The organism is Flavobacterium phycosphaerae (genome assembly GCF_010119235.1).
GTDB classification, from domain to species: Bacteria; Bacteroidota; Bacteroidia; order Flavobacteriales; family Flavobacteriaceae; genus Flavobacterium; species Flavobacterium phycosphaerae.
Genome location: NZ_JAAATZ010000001.1, coordinates 3,235,634 through 3,252,157, shown reverse-complemented (window position 1 = coordinate 3,252,157; position 16,524 = coordinate 3,235,634). Strand labels below are relative to the sequence as shown.

The 16,524-nt window shown below is 29.8% G+C and carries 17 protein-coding genes and 1 pseudogene; 12 read left to right on the top strand and 6 right to left on the bottom strand.

What is annotated here, in order from left to right:
* Nucleotides 1-13 precede the first annotated feature (13 nt).
* A pseudogene (locus GUU89_RS15435) lies at nucleotides 14-241 on the bottom strand (RHS repeat-associated core domain-containing protein); the annotation flags it as partial.
* 197 nt (nucleotides 242-438) lie between these two features.
* Between GUU89_RS15435 and GUU89_RS14525 the strand changes: the two are divergent.
* The 12 genes from GUU89_RS14525 (at nucleotide 439) to GUU89_RS14465 (ending at nucleotide 11,887) form a co-directional block, all read left to right on the top strand.
* Entirely contained in the window at nucleotides 439-1,215 is a 777-nt protein-coding gene (locus GUU89_RS14525) for a toxin-antitoxin system YwqK family antitoxin (RefSeq protein ID WP_162126050.1), read from the top strand.
* Nucleotides 1,199-2,410: a hypothetical protein gene (locus GUU89_RS14520; protein WP_162128578.1), complete on the top strand. Its 1,212-nt coding sequence runs from the start codon at nucleotides 1,199-1,201 to the stop codon at nucleotides 2,408-2,410. Before GUU89_RS14525 ends, GUU89_RS14520 begins: the two co-directional genes overlap by 17 nt.
* The gene (locus GUU89_RS14515) at nucleotides 2,385-2,732 is read left to right on the top strand and encodes a hypothetical protein (RefSeq protein ID WP_162126047.1); all 348 of its coding nucleotides are present in this window, start codon (nucleotides 2,385-2,387) and stop codon (nucleotides 2,730-2,732) included. The genes GUU89_RS14520 and GUU89_RS14515 overlap by 26 nt, the downstream gene beginning before the upstream one ends.
* The gene (locus GUU89_RS14510; protein WP_162126046.1) at nucleotides 2,722-3,210 is read left to right on the top strand and encodes a hypothetical protein; all 489 of its coding nucleotides are present in this window, start codon (nucleotides 2,722-2,724) and stop codon (nucleotides 3,208-3,210) included. Before GUU89_RS14515 ends, GUU89_RS14510 begins: the two co-directional genes overlap by 11 nt.
* A gap of 1 nt (nucleotide 3,211) precedes the next feature.
* Nucleotides 3,212-4,333 carry a type II secretion system F family protein gene (locus GUU89_RS14505; protein WP_162126045.1) on the top strand — a complete coding sequence of 374 codons (1,122 nt, stop codon included), beginning with the start codon at nucleotides 3,212-3,214 and terminating at the stop codon, nucleotides 4,331-4,333.
* A 138-nt stretch (nucleotides 4,334-4,471) separates the two neighbouring features.
* Nucleotides 4,472-4,906 carry a type IV pilin protein gene (locus GUU89_RS14500; RefSeq protein ID WP_162126044.1) on the top strand — a complete coding sequence of 145 codons (435 nt, stop codon included), beginning with the start codon at nucleotides 4,472-4,474 and terminating at the stop codon, nucleotides 4,904-4,906.
* Between the two features lie 488 nt (nucleotides 4,907-5,394).
* Nucleotides 5,395-6,798: a GspE/PulE family protein gene (locus tag GUU89_RS14495; protein WP_162128577.1), complete on the top strand. Its 1,404-nt coding sequence runs from the start codon at nucleotides 5,395-5,397 to the stop codon at nucleotides 6,796-6,798.
* 2 nt (nucleotides 6,799-6,800) lie between these two features.
* Nucleotides 6,801-8,714: a type II secretion system protein GspD gene (locus GUU89_RS14490; RefSeq protein ID WP_162128576.1), complete on the top strand. Its 1,914-nt coding sequence runs from the start codon at nucleotides 6,801-6,803 to the stop codon at nucleotides 8,712-8,714.
* Nucleotides 8,714-9,748, top strand: a complete 1,035-nt coding sequence (locus GUU89_RS14485; protein ID WP_162128575.1) for a hypothetical protein — start codon at nucleotides 8,714-8,716, stop codon at nucleotides 9,746-9,748. Before GUU89_RS14490 ends, GUU89_RS14485 begins: the two co-directional genes overlap by 1 nt.
* A gap of 291 nt (nucleotides 9,749-10,039) precedes the next feature.
* On the top strand, nucleotides 10,040-10,417 hold the full coding sequence (locus tag GUU89_RS14475; protein WP_162128573.1) for a hypothetical protein: 378 nt from the start codon (nucleotides 10,040-10,042) through the stop codon (nucleotides 10,415-10,417).
* A complete protein-coding gene (locus GUU89_RS14470; RefSeq protein ID WP_162126041.1) occupies nucleotides 10,401-11,357 on the top strand; it encodes a hypothetical protein in 957 nt (318 codons plus the stop codon). The genes GUU89_RS14475 and GUU89_RS14470 overlap by 17 nt, the downstream gene beginning before the upstream one ends.
* 17 nt (nucleotides 11,358-11,374) lie before the next feature.
* Nucleotides 11,375-11,887 carry a hypothetical protein gene (locus GUU89_RS14465; RefSeq protein WP_162128572.1) on the top strand — a complete coding sequence of 171 codons (513 nt, stop codon included), beginning with the start codon at nucleotides 11,375-11,377 and terminating at the stop codon, nucleotides 11,885-11,887.
* 64 nt (nucleotides 11,888-11,951) lie between these two features.
* Here the strand turns inward: GUU89_RS14465 and GUU89_RS14460 are convergent, their stop codons facing one another.
* Genes GUU89_RS14460 through GUU89_RS15200 form a run of 5 tightly spaced genes read right to left on the bottom strand, consistent with a single transcriptional unit; the run spans nucleotide 11,952 to nucleotide 16,351 of the window.
* On the bottom strand, nucleotides 11,952-12,266 hold the full coding sequence (locus tag GUU89_RS14460; RefSeq protein WP_162126039.1) for a GNAT family N-acetyltransferase: 315 nt from the start codon (nucleotides 12,264-12,266) through the stop codon (nucleotides 11,952-11,954).
* A gap of 11 nt (nucleotides 12,267-12,277) precedes the next feature.
* A complete protein-coding gene (locus tag GUU89_RS14455; protein WP_162128571.1) occupies nucleotides 12,278-14,212 on the bottom strand; it encodes a UvrD-helicase domain-containing protein in 1,935 nt (644 codons plus the stop codon).
* The gene (locus tag GUU89_RS14450; protein WP_317163899.1) at nucleotides 14,194-14,934 is read right to left on the bottom strand and encodes an ATP-dependent endonuclease; all 741 of its coding nucleotides are present in this window, start codon (nucleotides 14,932-14,934) and stop codon (nucleotides 14,194-14,196) included. The genes GUU89_RS14455 and GUU89_RS14450 overlap by 19 nt, the downstream gene beginning before the upstream one ends.
* Before the next feature lie 29 nt (nucleotides 14,935-14,963).
* Nucleotides 14,964-15,731, bottom strand: coding sequence for an ATP-dependent nuclease (locus tag GUU89_RS15205; RefSeq protein ID WP_262886126.1), 768 nt, complete (start codon nucleotides 15,729-15,731; stop codon nucleotides 14,964-14,966).
* Nucleotides 15,732-15,760: 29 nt separating this feature from the next.
* Entirely contained in the window at nucleotides 15,761-16,351 is a 591-nt protein-coding gene (locus GUU89_RS15200) for an AAA family ATPase (RefSeq protein WP_162128569.1), read from the bottom strand.
* Nucleotides 16,352-16,524 lie beyond the last annotated feature (173 nt).

Sequence of the window (16,524 nt, the reverse complement as noted above, 5' to 3'; positions counted from 1 at the left end):
CAAGGCCATCTAAGTCAATTGCTTGAATTGGTGTATTACCCGCAAATTGATAAGGTGTGTACCATGGATAACCTTTAAATAGTGGGTCAGTAGATAAAAATTTACCTAACCTCGCATCATATATTCTAAATCCATAATCATATTGAACTCCTTCACCTTTTAATTCATCATCTTTTTCCTTACCATTAAACCCATAACGATAGTCATCAATGCCACCGTGGCGTTTAGGAACTAGACTTCCAAAAGGAGGGTAATCTTTTTCGCTGTACTATCAATAAATACAATGAACTTGACGCTTTTAAAAATAGCAAATTATGTTGCTATTTGGACAGAAATCGTATTATTTTCAAAGGTAAATATTATTTTATTGCCCCGTTTCTTTATTTTTATTTTTTTCCTAAAAGTCTTATATTGCATAAGTTTTAAAATAATAGAATTTTGAGAGATTCAGTTGTAAATTTGGTTATAGGGACTGTTGTTGTTTTATCATTTTTTTCTTTTCAAGAGCCTAGGCTTAAAAAAAGAATTACGGATAGTAATTTTAAATATGAGTTTTATGTAACTGATAATAAGCCTGATGTGATGTCAGACAGGGTCTATTATTGGTTTAAGGGCGGCGCTATTCACAATTCAGAAAATGGTATTGCTGGGGAACTGCTTGATGAAACTTTTGATAAATTTTATTTAAATAATCAGTTAGCAGAATCAGGCACATTCAAAAATGGGCTAAAAGTTGGTCTATGGAAAACTTGGCATACAAATGGATTCTTAGCTACTAGTCAGTATTGGAATGATGGTCGAAGAAAGGGAATGAATTTTCATTATAGTGATAGAGGAGAATTGATCGAAAAAGGACGTTACAGTAGAGGTAAAAAGCAGGGAGTGTGGATAAATTTTATTTCAAAAGACACCGTTACTTTTAATAACGGCGAGAAAGTAATACCAAGTCAAGTGGATTTGGCCAGAGAAGCTAAAATAAAAGAAAATAAGGCTAAAAGAAAAATAAAGCGCGATGAAAAGAAAAAGGATAAGCAATTAGAGAAAGAAAAACGAAAAGCCGACAAAACTAAAGCTACTTCCAATAAAGAAAACGATACAAGAGGAAATAATAAAATGAATTCCTCAAATAATAATCCGGAGCCTAAAGCTAAAAAAGATAATTTCTTTAAGAGATTATTTTCTAAAAAGGAGAAGTCAAATGGTAAAGGCAAATAGTTTACTCTATGCTGTTTATGTTTGTTTACTGGTTTCAATATTATGCGGAGCCTTATTGTATTTTTCTAGTTTATATACAATGCTCAATACCTTCTATAACACTAGAGAGGATATGTATGTTCAAAATGAATCAATTTTGAACTATGCACTTACCCAAGGAGATGAAGAAAATACAATGGTTAACAAAGAGAACGGAATTGTCTCCAACTACCAGATGAAATCACATGGGTTGCTTAATGTAATTGTTGTAAGCAGCATTTTAAAAAATGACACCATTGCATCTGCTCATTTTGTAGGGCATTATGCCACCAATACAACAGCCTTATATTTGAGCAATTTTTCTAATGATTTGTCTTATTCTGGTAATGTAACTTTAATTGGAGATAAACTATTGCCTAGTAAATTTATTGATGAAAAATACATTACTAGTGCTCAGAGCAATTTGAAGTCCATAGGAAGGATAGGTTTGTCCACCAGTGTTTTACCGGAGATAAGTCCTGATTTTAAAAAAGTATTTGAAGAAAAAAAATCGGCAGGCTTTTTTTTAAAAGATATAGAAAAGAGTAGGGACTCTATTTATTTTAATTCCTTTTTAAGTAAGACTATTGAGGTGGAGTTGAACTCACCGCTACTTGAAAATGTAATTATTAAAGGGAATTTTATTTTATATGCTAAAGATTCAATTACCATTAGTGCTAATGATGTATTAGAAGATGTAATTATAAAGGCTCCAATAATTAAAATAAGCAAAGGTTTCAAGGGGAATATTCAGGCTATTGCCACTAAAAAGATTGTGATAGAAGATGACGTTATACTTAATTATCCATCGGTAATGGCTATTTATAATACTTCCAATGAAAAGAGTGAGATGACGATTAATAAAAACTGTTCTATTTATGGCGCTGTGGTGTTATTTGGTACACGATTGAATAATATTGATGATAACAGTATAGTACTAAAAGAAGATACAAAAATAGTAGGTGATGTTTACTGTACCGGAAAATTGATGGTATACGGTAGTGTTTACGGTTCGGTATATACTAATAAAATTTTTAGCCGAACTTCCTCGGGAAATTATGAGAACTGCATTATAAATGGAGAAATAGATGTTACAAAAAGACCTAACTATTTTATCTCCATACCACTATTTAAAAACAAGAATGAACCGTATGGCATATTTAAGAAAGTATTGTAGACTATCGGCTAATTCTATTTTGGAATCAGTAATTGCTTTATGCATTATTGCTATATGTCTTTATGTGGCAGTATTGGTTTATGCAGCGGTATTTACTCCTAAAACTTCTCCTAAATTTTACGGTTCTAGGAACAGGTTGGCAGAAATATATTATATGGTTCAGGTTAATCCCGATACGATTGAAAAAATGTCAAATGATAATTTAGTTATCCATCAGGAATGGGTTAACAGTAATTTGCAGGAATTCAGTATTAACTATAAAGACAGTTCCGGAGTGTTTATTAAGAATGATTTTTTTGTTCAGCAACAAAATGAAAAATAAATTGACTGCAACAGCGAGAGCCTTTTCTGTATTAGAGGCAGCATTTAGCATGGTCATTACGGCTATAGTGATTGGTTTGGTTTTTATTGTTTTTAGCATATTATCCGAAAGAATGCTCGATTTTAAGAATCAAAATCAATTTGTTGCCGATATGAACCGATTAACTTATGCTTTAAATAAGGATATCTTTGACAGTGAGAAAATGTCAAGGGATGATGAGAATATTGTCTTTAATACTTATGCGGGAGCTAATGTAAAATACCTGCGTGTTGATGAATACACCATAAGAAGTAAAGATGGTTTTCAAGACACTTTTAGAATTCCATTGACACATTTTATCATAGATACAGTTAAAAACAAAAATAACCGCATCGTTTTTCAGCGTCTTTCTTTGGAATTGAATGTCAATCAACAGCTGATGAATCTGAAGTTTTTTAAAAAAGTATATTCTAATGAATTAATGAAAAACTATAAATAGGATGAGTATTGATTTAAGTAACTATAAGAATATCTCGGCAAATAAAACAGAATTTAACTTTGAATTAAAATCTTTAACCGGTACTAAAAAGTTATCGGACAAGAAGAAAGAAGTGTTTTATCGAGAATTGGGGATGTTATTAAAATCAGGAGTTGATTTTAAAAAAGCACTGGAAATCTTAAGCCACCAGGCCAAATCTAAACTTGAGCAAAGCATCATTATTGATATTAAAGAAAAAGTGGTTTTGGGTAAAAGCATTTGTGAAGCTATGATCAGTACCAATCAATTTTCACCATATGAATATTACAGCATTCAAATTGGTGAAGAAACTCGAAAATTAGAAGAAGTATTAAATGAATTGCAGAAATTTTTCAATAGAAAAATTCAAATGCGCCGCCAAGTCATCTCAGTCTTAACCTATCCTTGTATAGTAATGTTGGTTACTATTTCCGTACTCTATTTTATGTTGAATAAAGTAGTGCCAATGTTCAGTTCTGTTTTTAAACAATTTGGAAGCGAGCTACCCAAAAGCACTCAAATGATTATCAAAATATCAAATCATTCAGGAGCATTATTTCTGTTTTTATTTTTATTAATAACTGGATTAGTTGTTTTTCATTATCTCTTCAAAGAAAAAGATTCTTATAGGGACATTACCTCAAAAATTGTTTTGAGGATACCTTATTTTGGTGATTTAATCAAGAAAATATATATTTCCCGGTTTTGCCAATCTATGAATTTATTAACTACGTCTAAAACGTCGTTAATTACCTCCTTATCATTAACTTCAAAAATGATAGGTTTTTATCCTATTGAAAAATCAATCGAAAGCATTAAAGGTGATGTAACCAAGGGGATTTCTTTAAGTGACAGTCTGAAAAAACACAGCGTATACGAAAATAAAATGGTTTCAATGATTGAGGTAGCAGAGCAAGTAAATCAATTAGATGTTATGTTTGAAAGACTAACAGAACAATACAACGAAGAAATAAATCATCAAACTAAAATGATTGGTGTGATTTTGGAGCCAATGATTATTATCTTTATTGGAGTTATAGTCGGAGTTATAATGATATCGATGTATGCTCCAATGTTCGATTTAAGTAAGATTATCAAAAATTAAAGGAATAGTATTAATTTAGGAAATACCTTGTATAATTAAAAAAAAACCTTTAATTAGAAGTCAAATTATTAATAACACTGAATTGCGAATTCAGATGCTAAATAAGCAATAAATTTTATCCTTAAATTATAATAGAAGATGAAAAAGTCAGGAATTAAAATGGTTAAAAAAATTAAAGGAACTATGGTTAAAGCCTACTCTATGACTGAAATATTAATTGTACTGTGCATAATTGGAATTATTCTTTTAATGGTTTTACCCAATCAAACTGCGGTTATCAGTCAGGCTAAAGCCATAGAAGCTCAGGCTATGCTGAATCAAGTTTACGGGCTGGAAAAAAGCCATTTTTACCGGTATTCAAAATACAGCAATAATCTTGAGGAGTTAGGTTTTGAACAAGAGTTGACTGTGGATCAAGGAGGACAAGCTGTTTATAAAGTGGAGGTTATAGATGCTACCAACGATTCTTTTTTGGCCAGAGCCACTTCTGTTTCTGATTTAGATAGTGATGGTGCCTTTAATACATGGGAAATTGACAATAAGAAAATATTAACGGAAGTAACAAAGGAGTAGATTGGATTTTATTATTACAGGATTGCTATTGAGCTTAATTATAGTGCTATTTCAGGATTTGAAGTTCAGGAAGATACATGTAGTATTGCCTGTATTGATTTTTTTGTTTTCTGTTTTCCTATTTAATAAAAAATCCGGATTGATGAGTTCTATATATATAACCAATATGTTGTTTTTTATAGTAATAATAGCAGTTTTAGTATTGTATATGAGCTTAAAAAACAGAAAGCTATTAAACCCCTTTTCCCATTATTTCGGTTTAGGAGATTTGTTATTTTTCATTAGTATTACTCCCTTGTTTTTAAATTTTAATTACATTCTTTTTTTTATACTCTCCATGATTTTTTCGATTGTATTGTACCTATTGTTTCAAAAAGGAATGAAAGAAAAAACAATCCCCTTAGCTGGGTTTTCAGCTTTGCTATTACTGTTATTTTTACTAAAAGATTTTTTGCTTAATTATACTAAAATGACCATAATATAAGACCATGCAAGAAATCAATATTACTCCCGAAAATCAACATATTATTTCGAGTGATTTAGCTAATCATTATAAGATTGTGCCTAAAAATGCTGATGAGAACAGCATAACTTTTTTTGTAGATACTACTTATAACACTAAAGATTCTATAGAAGAGTTGGAGTTGCTTTTGGGAAAAGATGTATTTTTTTTACCTTTTGAAAGTAATGAAATCGAAAAAGCACTCTCGTTATATTACAGAAAAGATAGAGGTAGTAATGCTTCACAATCTTTAAATATAGATAAAGGAGATTTTTTAGAAAATTTGCTTTACGAAGCAAAGTCACTAAAAAGTAGTGATATTCATTTTGAAATATATGAGTTGGATGCCAGAATCAGATTTAGGATTGACGGTCAGCTTATTGAACGCTATAAAATAGATAAAGAAAATTATTTAGAGTTAGTCAATAAAGTAAAAATTAAAGCAAAGCTTAATATTACTGAGAAAAGATTGCCTCAAGATGGTAGGATTACCAATGATTCCTATGATATAAGGGTTTCTATTTTACCGACACTCTTTGGAGAAAAGATTGTGATGCGTTTGTTAGGCAATGATGCTTCTAATATTGATTTGAATACACTAGGTTTGGATGGTGATGAGTTGCACTATTATCTTGAAGCTATTAAAAAGCCTAATGGAATCATTTTAATTAGTGGTCCAACCGGTTCAGGTAAAACTACCACTCTGTATGCTACTTTGAAATTATTAAATGATACAGTCCGCAATATAGTTACTGTTGAAGATCCAATAGAGTATACTCTTAAAGGAATAAATCAGGTTCAGCTTAAAGAAGACATTGGATTAACATTTGCTTCAACTTTACGATCTTTTCTTCGTCAAGACCCAGACATCATTATGCTTGGAGAAATCAGGGATTCTGAGACCGCTATGATGGCAATAAGAGCTTCGTTAACCGGTCACTTGGTTTTATCTACCATACATACCAATTCGGCAGTAGGAACTGTTGCCAGATTAATTGATATGGGTATACCACCATATTTAATTGCTGAAACGTTAAATATTTCAGTAGCACAACGCTTAATCAGAAAACTTTGTTCCCATTGTAAACTACCCATTGACTTTACTGCAGAAGACTTTCCCAGTAGTTTTCAAATACCTTACAAAATTGATAAATTGTATAAAGCTATTGGATGTAATAAATGTTATCATACCGGTTATAGTGGTAGAAAAGCAATATACGAGATATTAAACGTAGATTTTAAAACAGCAAACCACATAAAAAATAATGAAGTAAATACTATATTCAGTGATAAGGCTAATCATAAGTCTCTACCAGATAGGGCTTTTGATATACTTTCAAGCGGTGAAACTGCACTGGAGGAAATTTATTCAATTTTAATCAATGCTTGATAATGATAAACAAAATTATATATACTGTTATTGGATTTTTTGTTATTAACCTTTCGTTTGGTCAACAAGATTATACGGAGATTAATAAGAAGTTCGAAGATTTTTCGAAGATTAAAAAAGGACTGAATGATGTAATGAAAACAGATGTTTCCGGTTTAACATTATATGATTTTATCAACTCGATAGCTCAAGAACATCAGTTGAACGTTAGTGTTGATACAGATTTAAATCAACCTGTTGTTAATAATTTTTTCGATGTAACCGTAAAGGATGTTTTTACTTTTTTGGTTCAGAAATATGATCTTGATGTTGATTTTGTTAATAATATTATCATCTTCAAAAAGAGAATGGAGATTAAAGTCATTCCTAAAAAAGAGCTCAAAATAATTGATGTCACCTATAACAATTTAAATGATTTTCTTTCCGTTAAACTTGAGAATGATTCTTTGCCTAATGTAGTTCAGGCTATAATTGACAAGTCGGGGAAAAATATCATTATGGCCCCTGACATTAAAACTCAAAAAGTATCCTCCTACATTCTAAACCGTCCCTTTGATCAGGTTATCGAGATGATGGCTAAATCAAATAGTCTTACTGCTACTAAAGACGATAATGGGTTTTATCTTTTAGAAAGGAGTAGTCAGAACTCAGTTTCAACTGCCACGGAAAAAAACAATACCGTTAAAAATAAACCTCAAAAATTAGCCGCTGATGCTCCCGGATTTTTTCAGGTGGATGTTAATAAGAATGGATTTTTAGATGTTAAAGCCAATGTTGCTGATGCCACCGATTTAATTGAAGAGGCTGCAGAAAAATTAAAAATCAATTATTTTTTCTATAATAAGCCTGAAAATGAAAAGACATCATTGCAAGTTGATAATCTAACTTTCGATGATTTATTGGCAAATATTTTTAAAGGCAAAAAATATGCATTCAAAAAGCAGAATGACTATTACTTAATAGGGGAACAGGTAACAGAAGGGCTAAGGGCAACAGAAATCATTCAGCTTGAAAATCGTTCTATTGAATCTGTTTTGACTTCATTGCCAAGAGTTTTTACTGAAAAATTGGAAATTAAGGAATTTGTTGAATTGAATGGTTTAGTTGTTTCTGGTGCCAAGTCTTTGATTGATGAATTGCGTGTCTATATTAAACAAATTGATAAAGTAGTTCCCTTAGTTCAAATAGAAGTTATTATCGTACAGTATAATAAATCATATGATATTCAAACCGGTATTAAGGCTGGTATTGATAAAAGCAATATTAAACAAACCAGCGGAGTTCTATTCCCTACAACTGATGTTAATCTAAATGGTGGTTCAGTGAACAATTTGATAGATGCATTTAATGGACTCGGATTAATTAAATTGGGAAAAGTAACTGAAGCTTTCTATTTGAATCTACAAGCACTTGAGAATAATTCTATTATTAAAATTGAGTCAACTCCGAAAATAGCCACGATTAGTGGTCACGAGGCCAAATTAGCAATTGGGGAAACTAGTTACTATTTTGAGCAAACTAATCAGTTAATTAATAGTGGGATAAATAATAATATTTTGCAGTCAGGATCTTGGAAATCTACTGATGCTAATTTAAGTCTATCTATAAAACCATTTGTTTCTACTGACGAAAATGTTACTCTTAATATAGTTGTTGAAAAAAGTTCTTTCCTAGCCAGAGCAGGGGCTACAGCACCGCCGGGTAAGGCCACACAAAAATTTGAATCTTTGGTGAGAGTTAAAAATAATGAAATGATATTGCTAGGTGGATTAGATGAATTGGAAAGAGAGAATTCAGGTTCAGGTGTTCCCTTGATATCAAGAATACCTATAATTAAATGGTTTTTCAGTAGCAGAAAAAAGGCAAAAAGTACTTCGAAACTTCATATTTTTATTAAACCGACAGTTGTTTATTAATGAATTTTTTATTTCATAAAATAGTAAATTTTAAGGCCCTTAATCTAATCGGAGTCTTTAGGACTGGTGAAGGTGATTCTTATTTTCTTTTGAAAGTAAAGAAAAACAAGTCGCAGTTAGATATTGTTGAAAATTTGGTTTTTTCTGATATTGAAAGCTTAAAAGCTAAACTGGATACCGGAAATCCGTCGATTCTTTTGTTGGATGGCAAAGGAATATTGAATAAAAAGATTGACTTAAAAAATGAGGCTGATACTGAATGGTTAAAAAATTTAGATTATAAATCAATACATTATACCAGTTATAATACTCAAGACAGTCAATTTTTGAGTTTTTGCAGAGCTACTGTATTAGACGAATTGATTGGTCTTTTTCATAAAAATGAAATCCAGATTATTGATTTTTATATTGGTGGTTTAACTGCAGTTTTGGTTAATGATTTACTTGATAAAGGTAAACTCTTATCCAATGAAACAGTACTTGAATTTAATAATAACACTTTAAATGCTATTTCAAAAACTGTTGAAGATAACAAAACTGAAAATTATGCTATTGGAACGGCCTCGATTACTAATTTCCATCTTCCATTATATGGGGCTGCCATTAATTTTTATATCAATCAAAATACTATTCAAAAAAGTAGTAGTGGTCAGATAGATTACGAGGAGGTTATTTATAGAAAGGTTTTTGAAAAATCGGGAGTTGTAATGTTAGTTGGTTTTTTTTGTTTACTGCTTGCCAGTTATGGTTTAACTCAATATTTCATTTATAAAAATGCAACTTTAAATTTAGAAAACAGTTTTACAAATAAGTCATATATGGTTATTAATGATTTAGAACTTCAAAAGGAAAAAAAACTTAAAATTCTTGCTGAAACTGGTTTTTCTTCGAAGAAGTTTATCTCATTTTATTGTTATGAATTGTCAAAATCAATTCCGGCTGCCATCAATTTTTCTTATTTGGAAGTGTACCCATTAAAAAAGAAATCAAAAAAACCGAAAAGGTTGAATTTGATTATAAAATCATTTTATTGAGAGGGAATACTGTTAATGAAACTGCTTTTAATGATTGGATTGATTCTTTAAAAAATGAAAAATGGTTGCAAAAATTGGAGATAATATCTATTAAAAGAGACAAACAAAACATATCTTATTTTGAATTAAAAATCACTATCAAGGATGTTTAATGAATACAGCTATAAACTCAAATTTAAATTTCTGATTGTATTTTTTATAATACTTTCTATAACTGCTTACAAGAGATCTTTCAGTAATTTGATTTTATTGTATACGGAAAATAATGTTTTGAGAGATAAAAAAGCGCTAATGAATAATCAAACTTCCAATATTAGAGTTTTGAGCAACCAAGTGGCTGGGTTAGATAAACTGATTGGTAAAGAAGGGGTTGAAAAAGAAAAAATTCAACAGGAAATCATTGATTTTTTAGTGAAAAATGGCTCCGAAATTTCGATTAATAATTTACAACCCATTCACAATTTTGTATACGATGATTATCAGGTTTATACTTATGAAATAGATTTAACAGGAAGCTATAATCAGTTATTGGACTTGACCTATAAATTTGAAAAACAATTTGACTATTCAAAAATAATAAGCCTTGCCTTTTATACTGATAAAAAAAACACTAAAAAAGAAATGTTACATTTAAAACTAATATTCCAAAATTATGAAAGCAATAAATAGCATAATCATCGTACTGACTTTGATTTCTTTGTGTTCTTGTGAAGATATTATAGAGAAAGATATCACTAACGATGTTGTACAAATTATATATCCGCAAAACAGCCAATCTATTTACAGTAATGTAGTAGATTTTCAATGGAATGAACTCGATGGCGCTGACAAATACAGAATACAAGTTTACTCAACCAATTCTAATATGGTTTTAGATTCATTAGTCAGTCAAAATCATTTTAGTTTTCCTTTGACCCAAGGGAATTATCAATGGCGTGTTAGAGGTGAAAACTTTGCATATTCTTCTACTTATACTTTTAACTATAATTTTGCGGTTTATGAGACTAACGATTTAACTAATCAGCAAATTATATTATCTAATCCATCCGATAATTTTTATACTAATAATACAGCCGTAATTTTATCTTGGCAAAGTTTAACTGCTGCTGATAGTTATAGTTTTGAGTTGATTAATGTTACCAATGCAGCGTCTATAGTTAATCAGCAATCTAACTTAACTGTCACATCTCTTACCTTAAACAGTACTATATTGGCTAATGATGCCCAATATAAATGGAAGATAAAAGGAGTAAACAGTACTAGTGCCACGATGTTCTCTTCGAGAAATTTTTATTTAGACAGAAGTATTCCAAATACTCCTGCAAACGCTTTACCAGCAGCTAATTCATCACAAACTATAAATGAACCGATAAACTTTACCTGGACCATCCCTGCAGATGTTGGAGCCATTCAATCAGCCATATCCTATACGATAGAATTTTCCAGCGATGTAAACTTTACTTCAATTCTTCAGTCATCGAATACTGCAACAACGAGTTTCCAACAGTCATTTTCAACAGCCGGAGATTATTATTGGAGAGTAAAAGCAAAGGATTTAGCCGGAAATACAGGATTGTATAATGTGCCTTTTAAATTTACAGTAAATTAAAACTCATTTTTTAGTTGATGAAAAAGAAATTAAATGTTGTTTTATTAGTATTGATGTTATCCTTGTGGGGAACTGTAATTTATAGATATGTAAATCAATATTTTGTTAAAAAGGAGCCATTGTCTTTTGCTACTATTACCAATAGTAATTATGATGCTAAAAATAAAATACTTAAAAAGGATACTTTTGAATTGAACAAGATTATAAGAGATCCATTTCTGTGCAGCTCTAAAGGAGTAGCTAAAAGAACACGCATAAATTCAAATAATGTATCTTCTAAGAAAGAACTAAAAAAAGAGCTGTCAAAGGCGACCTCTAAAACTTTATTTCCGAATGTTCGTTATTTTGGATATATTAAATCTGTAGATAATAAGGCACAAGAAACAATCCTTTTAAGCTCAGACGGCAAGTTTTTGAAACTGCATTTGAATCAGGATAAAGATGGCTTAAAAGTAACCGCCTTAAACAAAGATTCTATTAAAGTATATTATAATAAAGAATCAAAATGGTTTCGGGTAAAAAAGAAATAAGGTAATGTTGGTAATGTTCCAATGTTAGTGATGAATAAAATTACAATGTTTAACTATATTTGAATCAATAGGAATTATAAAATTTATTAGTGCATTGTAAAATTCTTGCGTTCCCAGCACGTGCCTTACGTTCTGCATCTAAAAGAATTTTATTTCCAAATCCTTTCCCTTCAAAATCTTTTGCTACTGAAACATGAGAAACTTCCCATTGATACCATTGTACTTTTTTGCTTTCTGCACAAGCAATAACTTTTTCGAAATCTAATATATAAACATAATTGTCTTTATTGGCTAAAGCTTTTTCTTCGGTATATTGTACTGTCAATTGATTTCGATTGTTCAGAAGTTCTGCTATTTGATTTGCGATTTTGGTAGTCATAAAGATGATGTCTAAGTAATTGAATCAAGATTAATTAAATTGTCTTTTGTAAACCAGCTTTCAGCAGTAGATAAGATTGCAGGGGAGGGTAGATGAAAAAAAACTGCTAAGTTCTCTTTTGCTCTAGTACAGCATACATAAAATATTTTTTGTGTCCTTTCTTTAATTTTTGGATAACTTTCTAGTTTAGATTTTGTCTTTGATTTGCCATCAATTAATGATTGATAAATACTCCCATTATCAAAAACATATTCGAAGTTATATTTATTCCAATTTCCTCGATCTAGAATAACTAAAACATTATCAAATTCGTTTCCTTTAGTTTTATGTTGTGTCGAGAACGGGGTATAGCCCTCTAAATAATTGAAAAGATTTAAAAATTCAGTATAACCAACTTTACAAACCCTGTTATAAACATATTGTTTTTTAGCAATATACTCATCTAATCGTTGGTCTTTTATAATAATTTTGTAAGTGTCTGCCAAATCAATCATTTCTCCAATACTCTTAGAACCAATATTTGATAAATCTTCAATTTGCTTTTTCAAAACAGTTTTATCATTAATAGAGTTAATTTTATAATTCGTTGTTTTTAAAAAATCATTGTAAAATCCGTCTTTGTATAAACGTATACAATTTTGAATTTTAAATAAATGCTTTAAGAGATTGTCGCGTTTTGAACCCTTTTTGCTCTCTTCTCCTTCTTTTTGTTTTTTATCATCGGTCAGTATCTCGCTATCCAAGTAAATCTTCTTAAAAACTTCGAAGGGATAAGTTATGGCTTCATTAAATAAATCTTGATTTGAAGTTATAAAATTCAACATATTGCCGTTAGAAGGATTTATTCCTGTTTTTTTTATAACGTCACTGAAAGTATCGCTTTCAAGAACTATTATTTCGGGATGTTCCTTTAAAAAAGAATTGATTAAATTTTTATATTCTAAAATCTGGTCATCATTATAGATACTCATCAATGCCGAAAATTGAGCTTGTTTAGCTATTAAATTATGGGTTAAATTTAACTCCTTTGTATTTTCAGCATCATTAAAATCCCAATCGAGATATTGACGTACTTTTTCCAAATTATATTCTGATGAATATATAAATTTTATATCACCGGGTTTTACCTTACCAGTAGTATCCATATTTGGAGCATCTAAATCTTGAGATTCCTTTTGTACCAATCCATCATTTCTCAGTTTATTAGCTAAGTCTATTACTTTTAATGGATTACGACGATTCTGTTCTTTTTTTATTTCTCTAACCAAATCACCTGAATTACCTTTATAGCTATCCAAACTACCGATCGAATTATCATAAATGGATTGCATAGCGTCGCCAAAAAAACCAACTATATTTACCTTTTTACTTTTTTTGAAATGTTTTAAAAAAATCTTAATTACTAATTCATTCGTATCTTGATATTCGTCAACAAGTATGAATTTAAATTTATCCTTGATTATATCATTAAGTTTAATATAATTTTCAAAAAGGTGTTCGGCTATTATCAAAAGCTCATCATGTGAAATAATACCATTTATCAAACTTACGTTTTCCTTATACTGGATCCCATTTTCATTAAACATTTCGATTGTGGGGTTCAGTATGTTAATTTTCTTCACATCAACATTATTGGCTAAATCAACTAGGGCTTTTTTTAGTTCGTATTGATAATTTTTAATACAATCCCATAAAAAATCGTGAATAGTTGAAACATCAAGGTTGTCATCGTCAATTCTTTCCTCAATTTCTTTGACTGCTGCATTAGTGAAGGTGATACAGGCAACCCGTTCGGTAGGATATTTACCAATGATCAATCTAATGGTTTGCACCAGTGTATAAGTTTTGCCACTACCAGCTCCACCACTTAAAAGGAAATTATTTTTACTATCAATCTGTTCGATAATATCATCTATTTCAGTTCTAATTAATTTTCCTTCAGCCATAATATACCTTCTTCTATATATTGGGGAATATCCCAGTTTGAATAATCATCATTACTATTATATATGATGTCAAGCGCAAAGTGTGTTTTTTTATCTATACACTCATTAGCTAAATCATATACATCTTTACTTGAATCGCCAAAATATCTTGGATTTTTAATTCCTCTAAATCTGGCTAGTTTTTTCTTTACTAAATCTAGATTTTTTGTGATAGCAAAGAAGGAATCTTCGAAACTCCTTGGAAAGTAGCTATTACATTCTGTTTGGTATACTATACATAATATGCCATTTATATTTGGAACCCATCCTGAACTATCTTTTATTAAACATTTTTCTTCTAAGGGTAATGTTTTCAAATCTTCTAACGTCTTTCCTTTTAAGAAGTATTTTAATGAAGTATTTGAAAAATCGGTCCCGATTGAAACCCTACAAGCTTCGGCAACTAATCTGTCCTTACCATTTTTATTTTGTACAGTTTTCATTTGCACCGCGTCTAAATCAGTGATGATTAGCGATTTTATTCCAATGAAATCAATAAATAATTCAAAAATTTGAGAGAAAGCACCAACCTCTATTATTGATATGTTTTGTGATAAGAGAGGAATCTTTTTGTCTATTAAATCTGATGCAGAATTTTGAATGTCTAATTTCTTCATCATTGTAGGTAGTAATATCCGTTCAGTATCTCCTTCAATTAATATAGCTTTGTCCGCAAAAAATATTTCAGCTCTACTGATAGTTAAATATTGTTTTAAAAAATCATAGTGCCTATTTTTTTATTGTAAAGAAACTTGAGTTCTTTAAGATTTCTGGATTCAATTTTTGATCCAATCTTTCTTAAATATTTAATTTCATCGAAATTACTATCTGCTACGATATGAGAAGAGTGTGTACTAATTAAACATTGTAAACTTTTTGATAACACGTTATTTGTTCCTGCCGTGTTTTTTATTTGCTTTTCGATTGCGTTACCAACGATAGTTTTTATGTTTTTTATAAAAACGTACTGCATTTGTGGATGCGTATGTGCCTCAGGCTCCTCAATAAACAGAAGATTTATTTCAGATGGGACTTCTAATAAAGATTTTTGAAATTCATATTTTTTTATTTCAATTTCAAAAATCATACTTATTAAATTCAAATAACCTAGACCGTTAAATTGTTCCGGCAAATCATGAATATCATGTTTATAAAATACTGTCGTGTTTCCTTTTAAAAGTTCTTTAGATTGTAAAGTAGATAATACGGATAAAACAGAATCATTTTCTTTTATACCTCCGAGTGTTTTAATTTTAGAAATAATATCTTCAAAGAAGGATTCATAAATTTTTGACAATTCATCGTCTGTATTTATAATAGTGTCTTGAAACTCCTCAATTTTTTCTCTTTCACTTTCTTCTGTTTCTTTCTTTTCGTAAATTTTCGACGTTTGCAGTGAAAGTGTTTTGTCAGTTTCTTTATTCGTTACATCTCTTCGTGCCGAAATGTGTTTGAAATTTATAATATCGGAAAGTTTTATATCCTCTATTGAAATAAAATTATCTTCAATTATTTCATTAGTACTTTTATCGTAGAAAATAGATTTTTTTTGTTCGTAAAATAATCTTGAAAATTTAATTTAATAAAATTTTTAAATGTCTTTTCAATATATTTTTTGGGAGGACTTGAAGATGCTGCTTGATTTTTTTTCCCTGTCTCCCTATTTTTAAAAGCTTTATAATCGTCTCTTATTTTTAGGTAGTTTTCATAATTTAAATAGTAGTCAAACCCCAAAACTATAAAATTATTTTCAGGATCTAGGTCTAACATCAATTTCTGAACTTTGCTAAAATTATCATGGTCAAAATACTCAAAAAGGATCCTTAACTTAATTCCATAAAAATTTTTAACAAAATCTTCTTCTTTTAATTCTAATGAATCTTCAATTAAATTAGTTATCGATGTCACAAAATTTAAATTAAAATCTTCGATACTAAATCTACTACTTTCAGGCTGATTTAAAAATTTATCTAAAATTGTAAGAATAGAAGTTTTCCCGGAATTATTTTTCCCGATAATCAGAGATATTTCGTCTTCTAAATCGATAACGAAGTTTTCTAGAATTCTAAAATTATTGATGTAAAGTTTTTTGATTTTCATAATTTTTCATGAGTTAAATAATGAAGCCAATCAAAATAATCAAATGAATATTTTGATAGATAATTGCAAATAAACTTTTGTGGTATTTGTAGGGGTGGGGCAGGTCAAAAGTAAGAATAAATTTAATTAGTCGACTAAATTTTACAAACTTTTTGATGCAAAATTAGTAAGGA

Coding starts and splice junctions, on each gene's coding strand:
- GUU89_RS14520 (WP_162128578.1), top strand. CDS start 1,199: ATGGTAAAGGCAAATAGTTTACTCTATGCTGTTTATGTTTGTTTACTG.
- GUU89_RS14515 (WP_162126047.1), top strand. CDS start 2,385: ATGGCATATTTAAGAAAGTATTGTAGACTATCGGCTAATTCTATTTTG.
- GUU89_RS14510 (WP_162126046.1), top strand. CDS start 2,722: ATGAAAAATAAATTGACTGCAACAGCGAGAGCCTTTTCTGTATTAGAG.
- GUU89_RS14505 (WP_162126045.1), top strand. CDS start 3,212: ATGAGTATTGATTTAAGTAACTATAAGAATATCTCGGCAAATAAAACA.
- GUU89_RS14500 (WP_162126044.1), top strand. CDS start 4,472: ATGAAAAAGTCAGGAATTAAAATGGTTAAAAAAATTAAAGGAACTATG.
- GUU89_RS14495 (WP_162128577.1), top strand. CDS start 5,395: ATGCAAGAAATCAATATTACTCCCGAAAATCAACATATTATTTCGAGT.
- GUU89_RS14490 (WP_162128576.1), top strand. CDS start 6,801: ATGATAAACAAAATTATATATACTGTTATTGGATTTTTTGTTATTAAC.
- GUU89_RS14485 (WP_162128575.1), top strand. CDS start 8,714: ATGAATTTTTTATTTCATAAAATAGTAAATTTTAAGGCCCTTAATCTA.
- GUU89_RS14475 (WP_162128573.1), top strand. CDS start 10,040: ATGAATAATCAAACTTCCAATATTAGAGTTTTGAGCAACCAAGTGGCT.
- GUU89_RS14470 (WP_162126041.1), top strand. CDS start 10,401: ATGAAAGCAATAAATAGCATAATCATCGTACTGACTTTGATTTCTTTG.
- GUU89_RS14465 (WP_162128572.1), top strand. CDS start 11,375: ATGAAAAAGAAATTAAATGTTGTTTTATTAGTATTGATGTTATCCTTG.
- GUU89_RS14460 (WP_162126039.1), bottom strand. CDS start 12,266: ATGACTACCAAAATCGCAAATCAAATAGCAGAACTTCTGAACAATCGA.
- GUU89_RS14455 (WP_162128571.1), bottom strand. CDS start 14,212: ATGGCTGAAGGAAAATTAATTAGAACTGAAATAGATGATATTATCGAA.
- GUU89_RS15200 (WP_162128569.1), bottom strand. CDS start 16,351: ATGAAAATCAAAAAACTTTACATCAATAATTTTAGAATTCTAGAAAAC.